8 protein-coding genes are annotated in these 9,415 nt (G+C 65.8%); all 8 read left to right on the top strand.

The window, feature by feature from the left end:
• Nucleotides 1–113 precede the first annotated feature (113 nt).
• Nucleotides 114–1,256, top strand: a complete 1,143-nt coding sequence (locus tag LWH48_RS15790) for a sensor histidine kinase (RefSeq protein ID WP_232913300.1) — start codon at nucleotides 114–116, stop codon at nucleotides 1,254–1,256.
• A 71-nt stretch (nucleotides 1,257–1,327) separates the two neighbouring features.
• Nucleotides 1,328–3,151, top strand: a complete 1,824-nt coding sequence (locus tag LWH48_RS15785; protein WP_232913299.1) for a copper resistance system multicopper oxidase — start codon at nucleotides 1,328–1,330, stop codon at nucleotides 3,149–3,151.
• A gap of 27 nt (nucleotides 3,152–3,178) precedes the next feature.
• Nucleotides 3,179–3,931, top strand: a complete 753-nt coding sequence (locus tag LWH48_RS15780) for a copper resistance protein B (RefSeq protein WP_442908322.1) — start codon at nucleotides 3,179–3,181, stop codon at nucleotides 3,929–3,931.
• Between the two features lie 195 nt (nucleotides 3,932–4,126).
• Nucleotides 4,127–4,948: a prolipoprotein diacylglyceryl transferase gene (gene lgt / locus LWH48_RS15775; protein WP_232913297.1), complete on the top strand. Its 822-nt coding sequence runs from the start codon at nucleotides 4,127–4,129 to the stop codon at nucleotides 4,946–4,948.
• Between the two features lie 45 nt (nucleotides 4,949–4,993).
• Complete coding sequence (locus tag LWH48_RS18320; protein WP_075369349.1) at nucleotides 4,994–5,197, top strand: DUF2933 domain-containing protein; 204 nt, start codon at nucleotides 4,994–4,996, stop codon at nucleotides 5,195–5,197.
• A gap of 30 nt (nucleotides 5,198–5,227) precedes the next feature.
• Nucleotides 5,228–5,566: a cation transporter gene (locus LWH48_RS15765; RefSeq protein WP_161432712.1), complete on the top strand. Its 339-nt coding sequence runs from the start codon at nucleotides 5,228–5,230 to the stop codon at nucleotides 5,564–5,566.
• A gap of 138 nt (nucleotides 5,567–5,704) precedes the next feature.
• Entirely contained in the window at nucleotides 5,705–7,069 is a 1,365-nt protein-coding gene (locus LWH48_RS15760) for an APC family permease (protein ID WP_232913296.1), read from the top strand.
• On the top strand, nucleotides 7,066–9,384 hold the full coding sequence (locus LWH48_RS15755) for a heavy metal translocating P-type ATPase (RefSeq protein ID WP_232913295.1): 2,319 nt from the start codon (nucleotides 7,066–7,068) through the stop codon (nucleotides 9,382–9,384). Before LWH48_RS15760 ends, LWH48_RS15755 begins: the two co-directional genes overlap by 4 nt.
• Nucleotides 9,385–9,415: the final 31 nt, after the last annotated feature.

The following is a 9,415-nucleotide window of genomic DNA, read 5'->3' as shown; positions in this document are numbered from 1 at the left end:
TGGTGCATAAGGGACGGTGTAAGCATCGGGTCATCCATGAGCAAAAGCCGTTAGATGACCACATTAGCTCCTACTGGTAAAGCGCTACGAAGCCCGTCGTAGAGCGGTTTTTCATGCGTTTTCCCTGCGCCCGAGTCCTGGACTCTGCCAGCCGCGGCTTCGAGATTTTCCATCACCTCTATGTGCTGCGCCTGGGCGATGAGGTCTCGGCCTCTCACCCACGCTGGCAGCAGGCGCTGTTGCCTCTGCTGTCCAGCGACGAGTCGCTGGCCGAGGTGCGTGAGGCGGGACAGCACCTGCTGGTCTTCCGCCAGCCCTTCACCCTCGACGACCAACAGGGGGTGCTGCTGATCGGCGAAGATTTCTCCCAGGTCGAGGCGGGCCTTCATCGTCTGCACTGGTGGGTCGGTGGCATCGCCGCCAGCCTGCTGCTCCTGCTGGTGGTGCTCAACCTGCTGGCCGTCAGTCGGGGCATGGTGCCGCTGTCACGGCTGCGCCACCAGCTCGGTGAGTTGCAGGCCGGCAAGCGCGACCGCCTCTCACTGGATGTCCCCTCCGAGCTCGACAGCCTGGTCGGGCAGCTCAACCGCTTCATGGACGAGATCGATGGCCGCCTGCAGCGCTCCCGAGAGTCGGTTGCTAACCTCTCCCACGCGCTGAAGACACCCCTGGCCGCGGTCATTCAGGTGCTGCGCGGCTCCCGACCCATCGATGCCGCGCGGCGCCAACGCCTGGTGGAGCGCCTGGAGGAGATTCACGCTCAGCTCGATGTCGAACTTCGCCGCTCGCGCATCGCGGGTCCCAATGCCGGGCGCCTTGCCGATCCGTGTCGCGACGCCAACCGACTGATCGAGATGTTCCGAACCCTCTACCCGGCCAAGCGCTTCACCCTGGAGATAGCCGAAGGCACCGGACAGCGCATTCCCATCGAGTCTCAGGACCTGTCGGAGATGATCGGTATCGTGCTCGACAATGCCGGCAAATGGGCGAATCAGGAGGTTCACTGCGAGATAGGCCTTCAGGGTGGCCTTACCCTGCGCGTCGAGGATGATGGTCCCGGAGTCGCAGAGGATGATCTCGCTCGTCTCGGTGAGCGCGGGTGGCGCCTGGACGAGGCGCATCCCGGCTATGGCCTGGGCCTGTCGATCCTGAACCAGCTACTGAAGCGCTATGCCGGGAAGGTCCGCTTCGGGCATAGCGCACTGGGCGGTCTGAGTGTGGAGATTCACGCGCCCTTCACGCTGGACGCTGCGTAACCTGACCTTTTCAGGCCCGATTCAGCTTGCCCCGTCATGATGTCGCCTTCCAACATCGACGGGAGTCATACATGGCACGTTCCAGCGTCATTACGCAGCCGCTGTCGCGCCGGCGGCTGCTCAAGGGGGGTGCTGCCCTGGGCATCGGCTCGGCGGCTGCCCTTGGCCTGCGCCCGGCCTGGGCCGATCCATGGGGGCAGACCAATGTCTACGCCAAGGGAGTCGAGGAAGGCCCCGAGGTGGCGCTTGCCATCCGTCGCGAGTCGCTTGAGATCGATGGTCAGGCGGCCCTGCCCTACACCATCAACGGCGAGAGCCCCGGGCCGATGATCCGGCTCAAGGAGGGCCAGGATGCCGTGCTCAGGGTGACCAACCTGCTCGATGAGCCGACCTCCATCCACTGGCATGGCCTGATACTGCCGCCCGACCAGGATGGCGTCCCCGGGGTGAGCTTCCCGGGTATCGCCCCCGGCGAGACCTTCACCTACCGTTTCCCGGTGCGCCAGAACGGCACCTACTGGTACCACAGCCACTCCGGCCTGCAGGAGCAGCTCGGCCATGCCGGTCCGCTGATCATCGATGCCGCCGAGCGCGAGCCCTTCCGCTACGACCGCGAGCACGTGCTGCTGCTCACCGACTGGACCTTCGAGGATCCCATGACGGTGTTCCGCAACCTCAAGACCGCCGAGGGGTACTACAACTTCCAGGAGCGCACCATCGCCGACTTCTTCGCCGACGTGCGCGAGAAAGGCTTCGCGGCGACGGCGGAAATGCGCGGCATGTGGGCGAAGATGCGCATGAGCTCCCGCGACATCGCCGACGTCACCGGCAGCACCTACACCTACCTGCTCAATGGCCATTCCCCCGAGGAGAACTGGACGGCGCTGTTCAAGGCCGGCGAGCGGATCCGCCTGCGGGTGATCAACGGCTCGGCGATGAGCTACTTCGACGTGCGCATCCCCGGCCTGAAGATGACCGTGGTAGCGGCCGACGGCCAGCCGGTGCAGCCGGTGCCGGTCGACGAATTCCGCATCGCGGTGGCCGAGACCTACGACGTACTGGTGGCCCCGGAAGACGATACGGCCTACACGATCTTCGCCGAGTCGATGGATCGCAGCGGCTACGCGCGTGCCACCCTGGCACCGCGCGAGGGCATGGCGGCCGAGATTCCCGAGCGGCGCAGGATCGCCGACCGCGGCATGGAGGCCATGGGCGCCCATGACATGGGCGGCATGGATCACGCCGGCATGGAGGACATGAACGAAGCTGATGAGATGGGGAGCATGGATCATGCCGAGACAGAGGGCACGGACCATTCCGAGATGGAGGGCACGGACCACTCCGCGATGGAGGGAATGGGCGACGCCGGTGGCAGGGAGCCGAGTGATGGCGAAGATGAGGCAGGCATGCTCGCCCCCGGCGAGGCCCAGCCGGGTTCCCGCTATGGCCAGGCTGGTATCGGCATCGACCCGGAGGCGCGTCGCACCCTGGTCTACCGCGACCTCAAGGCCTTCACCCCCTGGCCTGATCGTCGTATTCCGGGCCGCGAGCTGGAGCTGCGCCTGACCGGCAACATGGAACGCTACATGTGGTCCTTCGACGGCAAGAAGTTCAGCGAGGTGACCGGCCCCATCCACTTCGAGAAGGACGAGCGCCTGCGCCTGATCCTGGTCAACGAGACGATGATGGAGCACCCCATCCACCTTCACGGCATGTGGATGGAGCTGGAGAACGGCCAGGGTGAGCTGATACCGCGCAAGCACACCCTGAACATCAAGCCCGGCGAGCGCGTCTCGGCGCTGATCACCGCCGACGCCGAGGGCAGCTGGGCCTTCCACTGCCACCTGCTCTATCACATGGATGCCGGCATGTTCCGGGTCGTCAAGGTCTCGTAAGGAGAAGGCATGAACACCAGAATCCCGATGATCGCGGCCGGTGCCCTGCTGGCCACGCTCCCGCTCTCCGTCGCCCTGGCAGAGGATGGCTATGATGCGCCGGCGGACTGGCCCGCCCCCATGGCCAAGCACAACATGGCCATGGCGCTGTTCGACCGTCTTGAATATGCCGTGCCCGACAAGGGTCATGAGGAATTGGTCTGGGACTTCCAGGCCTGGTACGGCGGGGACATCAACCGGGTCTATGTGAAGTCCGAGGGCGAGAACGTCCAGGGCGATGGCGAGGATGCCGAGTTCGAATCCCTGGAGCTGCTCTACAGCCGGCTGATCGCCGATTTCTGGGAGCTGCAGGGCGGTATCGGTTACCAGGGTGGGGTCTTCTCCGATGATCACGCCGAACGTGGCTATGGGGTGATCGGCCTGCAGGGCGTGATGCCCTACGGCATCGAGACCGACCTGGCGTTTCAGGTCAGCGACGAAGGCGACGTCTCGGCCAGTTTCGAGGGCGAGTACGACCTGCGCCTGACCCAGCGGCTTTACCTGCAGCCGCGTACCGAGATCGCCGTGGCCGCCAGCGAGGCCGAAGCGTTCGGCGTCGGCGAGGGGCTCAACTCGGTTCGCGTCGGCATGCGCCTGGGCTACGAAGTGTCGCGGCGATTCGCGCCCTATGTCGGCGCCTACTGGCAAAAACAATACGGCGATACCGCGGACATCGCCCGCCACCATGGCGACCCCACCGAGGATACCGGCGTCGTCGCCGGGGCCAGGCTGATGTTCTGAGCCACGAATCGGTCTCGCGACCGACGCCACCGCCTGGTGGCGTCGTCGTCTTTGGCGATCCGAGCCTGGGTTGATCCGTGTCAATCGTCTCGGCCATGGCGTTCAGCCTGGATTCAGACAGCGTCGCCACACTGGCGGTAACAGGAACCGTTGCCGGGCCACCGGCGATGGTCAGACACATCACAGGAGCGACGCATGATCCCCTACCCTCAGATCGACCCGGTGGCACTGGCGGTCGGCCCCCTGCGCATCCACTGGTATGGGCTGATGTACGTGGTGGGATTAGCCGCGGCATGGTGGCTGGGCAGGCGGCGCGCCCACCGGCTAGGCCTCACCCATGACGATATCGGCGACCTGATCTTCTGCGGCGCGGTGGGGATCATCCTCGGCGGTCGACTGGGGTACGTGCTCTTCTACGGTCTCGATCAGCTGGCGGCCGATCCGCTGTGGCCGTTCATGCTGTGGGAAGGCGGCATGAGCTTTCATGGTGGCCTTGCCGGCGTGCTGGTTGCCGCCTGGTGGTTCGCTCGCCGCCATCGCCTGGACTTCCTCCAGCTGACCGATTTCATCGCGCCGCTGGTACCGATCGGCCTGGCGGCCGGGCGACTGGGCAACTTCATCAACCACGAGCTACCCGGGCGCGTGAGCGACGTCCCCTGGGCGATGGTCTTTCCGCCCATGATGGGGCTGGGTTCGGCGCCCCGCCATCCGTCCGCTCTCTATGAGTTTGCCCTGGAGGGCGTGGTGCTGTTCGTCGTGCTGTGGTGGGTCTCCACCCGACCGCGCCGACGCGGCATCGTCTCGGGGCTCTTCCTGGTGCTCTACGGCACCTTTCGCTTCGCGGTCGAGTTCGTGCGCCTGCCCGACCCCCAGCTGGGCTTCGTCGCCTTCGATTGGCTCACCATGGGGCAGCTGCTGTCCCTGCCGATGGTGGCGACTGGACTGCTCCTGCTGCTCGCAGCCCAGCGCCGAGACCCGCTCGATGCGGTGGCCAGAACGAGCCGACCATCGACTTGACGCCGACACGACTCCACTCACACGCCAACCCACCGGGAGGTCGCCATGGAGAAGAGAGCACAACACCGCCTGATGATGGTCTGGCTACCGCTGGCGGGCATCCTCGCGGTGGGCGGCTACCTGCTGGTGACCGGCCATCGATTGCACCTCTATCAGGCGTTGCCGCTGCTGCTGCTCGCCTGCCCCCTGATGCATCTCTTCCTGCACCGCCACCACGGTGGCCGTCACGACAAAGACGACGATAACTGAACCACGGCTAGTAGAGAACGGAGGTGGAGCATGTCACATCACGATCACCGCCCCGGCGTTTCACAAGCGTCACTGGTCACTCGCTCGCTGAAGCTAACACCCGGTCCATCAGGGCATATCGCGGCGGCGGTAACCGAGATCGACGCGCTGCGTGGCCTCGACCGCGTGTCCTACGACCCGGAACATCGCAAACTCCACCTTGCCTACGATGCCAAGCGATTGTGTATCGATGATATCGAGGTGGTACTGGCACGCCATGGCGTAGACATCGGCGCCGGACGTTGGAACCGGATCAAGGAGGACTATTACCGCTTCATCGACCAGAACGTGAAGGACAATGCCAAGCAGAAGCCCTGGAGCTGTCATTGACCTTGATGATGGCGAGGGGTGCCGATTGACCCTTGGGTTACACAAGGGCTCTAGGATGAGGAGTGATCACATTGCCGATGGCCAACCGCGCCCAGCAGATCACTTCCCCATCACCAAGGCCGACACGCAAGGAGATGCATGGACAGGTCGCCCCAGTACCAGAAGAACAGCCTTAGCCTTGTCGGGGCCATCGCCCTGGGAACCGGGGTAATGATCGGTGCCGGAATCTTCGCGCTGACCGGACAGATGGCCGAGATGACCGGCGAGCTGTTTCCCCTGGCCTTCCTCTCGGCGGCCATGATCGTCGGCTTCAGCGCCTACTCCTACGTCAAGATGTCCAATGCCTATCCTTCGGCTGGTGGCATCGGCATGTACCTTCACAAGGCCTATGGGCCCACCCTGCCCACGGCCTTCCATGCGCTGCTGATGTACTTCTCCATGGTGATCGCCCAGAGCTTCCTGGCGAGGACCTTCGGCTCCTATACCCTGGAGCTGTTCGATGGGGGTAACCGGTCGCTGCTGGTGCCGGCGCTGGGTGTCGGCCTGCTGATCGCCGCCTTCCTCATCAACCTCTCCGCCAACAAGCTGATCCAGGGCGTGGCGTCGGTGCTGGGGGTCATCAAGATCGGTGGCATCATCCTGTTCGGCGTGGTGGGCGTGCTGGTGGCCGACACCATCGGTATCCGGGCCACGGCCGAGGCGCCGGCGCCCGGCGTCTCCGGGTTCCTGGGGGCCACCGCGCTCGGCATCCTGGCCTTCAAGGGGTTCACCACCATCACCAACAGCGGGGCCGAGATCCGCGATCCCCACCGTAACGTCGGCCGGGCCATCATCGTCTCGATCGCCCTGTGCGTGGTGATCTATGCGCTGGTGGGCCTCGCCGTCGCCAGCAACCTGTCGCTGACGGAGATCATCGCGACCAAGGACTACTCGCTGGCCGCGGCTGCACGCCCTGCGCTGGGGGAGGCCGCCGTCTGGTTCACCGTCCTGCTCGCCATGCTGGCCACGGCAGGTGGCATCATCGCCAGCGTCTTCGCGGTATCGCGGATGCTGGCGATGCTGACCGAGATGAAGCTGGTGCCCCATCGCCATTTCCATATGCCCGGCAGCATCCAGAAGCACACCTTGGTCTATACCATCGTGCTCGGCCTGCTGCTGACGGCGTTCTTCGACCTGAGCCGCATCGCGGCACTCGGCATCATCTTCTATCTGGTGATGGATATCGCCATTCACTGGGGGGTGTTGCGGCATCTACGCGATGCGGTGGCGGCCCGCCCGGCCATCCTGCTGACCGCGATCGCCCTCGACCTGGTGGTGCTGGCAGGCTTCCTCTGGGTCAAGGCCACCACCGACCCGCTGGTGCTCTACGTTGCCGCCGCCGCGATGGCCGTCATCCTGGTGGCGGAATACGCCTTTCTTTCCCGGCGATCCGCCCAGGACACCGACCACCATGTTCATTCGCACGACGCGAGTGGCAGCCACAGCAGGGAGGATGGAGCATGACACAGGACCACACCCATGAGGTCACGGACCCCGTCTGCGGGATGACGGTCGATCCTCACCATACCGACCACCGCGCCTCACACGCTGGAAAGACCTGGTACTTCTGCTCGGCCAGGTGCCAGCAGAAGTTCGAAGGGGACCCTGACGCCTACCTGCAGGGCGACGACACACCGGCCGAGCAAGCGCCGCCCGGCACGATCTACACCTGCCCGATGCACCCCGAGATCCGCCAGGAGGGGCCGGGCGACTGCCCCATCTGCGGCATGGCCCTGGAGCCCGAGACGGTCTCCGCCGAGTCCGGGCCCTCCGAGGAGCTCAAGGACATGACGCGGCGCTTCTGGATCGGGCTGGCCCTGGCACTGCCGGTGCTGGTGCTGGAAATGGGCGGCCATGTGTTCGGCCTCGATCACCTGATCGCCCCCCAAGTCTCGAACTGGATCCAGCTGCTGCTCGCCACGCCGGTGGTGGTCTGGGCGGGCAGGCCCTTCTTCGTGCGCGGCTGGCGCTCCATCATGCGCCGCAGCCTCAACATGTTCACCCTGATCGCCATCGGCACCGGGGCGGCGCTGGTCTACAGCCTGCTGGCGACCATCGTGCCGGGCATCTTCCCCGAGACCTTCCGCCAGACCGACGGCTCGGTGGCGGTCTACTTCGAGGCGGCGGCGGTGATCGTGGTGCTGGTGCTGCTCGGACAGGTGCTGGAGCTGCGTGCCCGGGAGAAGACCTCCGGGGCAATCCGCGCCCTGCTCGACCTGGCCCCGGCCACCGCGCGACGCCTCGATGACGAGAACCAGGAAGAGGAAGTCTCCCTCGACAAGGTCCAGGTGGGCGATCGCCTGCGCGTGCGCCCCGGCGACAAGGTGCCGCTGGATGGCGAGGTGCTGGAGGGGCGCTCCAACATCGACGAGTCGATGGTCACCGGCGAGCCGCTGGCGGTGCGCAAGGAAGCCGGCAATAGCGTAATTGGCGGCAGCATCAACGGCCAGGGCTCGTTCATCATGCGTGCCGACAAGGTGGGCCGCGACACCATGCTGTCGCAGATCGTGCAGATGGTGGCCAGCGCGCAGCGCAGCCGGGCGCCCATCCAGGGGCTGGCCGACAAGGTGGCCGGCGTCTTCGTGCCGGCGGTGATCCTGGTGGCCGTGGTGGCCTTCATCGCCTGGTCGCTGTGGGGGCCCGCGCCACCCATGGCCTTCGGCCTGATCGCCGCGGTCAGTGTACTGATCATCGCCTGCCCTTGTGCCCTGGGGCTAGCCACTCCCATGTCGATCATGGTCGGTGTGGGACGCGGCGACCAGGCCGGCGTGCTGATCCGCGACGCCGAGGCGCTGGAGCGCCTGGAGAAGGTCGACACCGTGGTGGTCGACAAGACCGGCACCCTGACCGAGGGCAAGCCGCGGGTCACCGAATTGCGCCCGGCCGAAGGTTTCGACGCTCAGGAACTCCTGCGACTGGCCGCGGGGCTTGAGCGCGGCAGCGAACACCCCCTCGCCCAGGCGATCGTCGACAAGGCCAAGGACGATGACGTGACGCTCTCGGAGGCCACGGAGTTCGACGCCCCTAACGGCAAGGGGGTGACCGGGCAGATCGACGGCTACCACATCGCGCTCGGCAATCGCCTGCTGATGGAGAGCGAAGGGGTAGACCTCTCGGAGCAAGCTGAGGAGGCCGATCGGCTGCGCGGCGACGGCGCCACCGTGATCTTCGCCGCGGTGGATGGCCGCCTGGCGGGCCTGCTGGCCATCGCCGACCCGGTCAAGGAGACCACCGAGGCGGCCATTCGTGCGCTGCAGGCGGATGGCATTCGCGTGGTCATGCTCACCGGCGACAACCGCACCTCCGCCGAGGCGGTGGCGCGCCGCCTGGGCATCGACGAGGTGGAGGCTGAGGTGCTGCCCGAGGACAAGGGTCGCGTGGTGCAGCGCCTGCGCGATGAGGGGCGCGTGGTGGTGATGGCCGGCGACGGCGTCAACGACGCCCCCGCCCTGGCCACCGCCGACGTGGGCATCGCCATGGGCACCGGCACCGACGTGGCCATCGAGAGCGCCGGCGTAACCCTGCTGCGCGGTGACCTGACCGGTATCGTCGAGGCGCATCGGCTGTCGCGGGCCACCATGCGCAACATCCGCCAGAACCTGTTCTTTGCCTTCGTCTACAACGCCGCGGGCGTACCGATCGCCGCGGGCATCCTCTATCCTTTCACCGGCATGTTGCTGTCGCCGATCATCGCCGCCGCGGCGATGTCGCTCTCATCGGTGAGCGTGATCGCCAATGCGCTGCGCCTTAGGCTGGTGAAGTTGAAATCATTAGACTGACAAACCAGAGAGTCGGATCGACTACTGGCTG

Origin of the sequence: Halomonas sp. G15, assembly GCF_021282295.1 — a bacterium.
Lineage (GTDB): Bacteria > Pseudomonadota > Gammaproteobacteria > Pseudomonadales > Halomonadaceae > Halomonas > Halomonas alimentaria.
Note: the sequence above shows the minus strand (reverse complement) of the source record. Positions and strands in the feature narration are given on the sequence as shown.

Excerpts from the sequence above, each read along its gene's own strand:
- lgt (WP_232913297.1), top strand. The coding sequence starts at position 4,127 with ATGATCCCCTACCCTCAGATCGACCCGGTGGCACTGGCGGTCGGCCCC.
- LWH48_RS15755 (WP_232913295.1), top strand. The coding sequence starts at position 7,066 with ATGACACAGGACCACACCCATGAGGTCACGGACCCCGTCTGCGGGATG.
- LWH48_RS15760 (WP_232913296.1), top strand. The coding sequence starts at position 5,705 with ATGGACAGGTCGCCCCAGTACCAGAAGAACAGCCTTAGCCTTGTCGGG.
- LWH48_RS15780 (WP_442908322.1), top strand. The coding sequence starts at position 3,179 with ATGATCGCGGCCGGTGCCCTGCTGGCCACGCTCCCGCTCTCCGTCGCC.
- LWH48_RS15785 (WP_232913299.1), top strand. The coding sequence starts at position 1,328 with ATGGCACGTTCCAGCGTCATTACGCAGCCGCTGTCGCGCCGGCGGCTG.
- LWH48_RS15765 (WP_161432712.1), top strand. The coding sequence starts at position 5,228 with ATGTCACATCACGATCACCGCCCCGGCGTTTCACAAGCGTCACTGGTC.
- LWH48_RS15790 (WP_232913300.1), top strand. The coding sequence starts at position 114 with ATGCGTTTTCCCTGCGCCCGAGTCCTGGACTCTGCCAGCCGCGGCTTC.
- LWH48_RS18320 (WP_075369349.1), top strand. The coding sequence starts at position 4,994 with ATGGAGAAGAGAGCACAACACCGCCTGATGATGGTCTGGCTACCGCTG.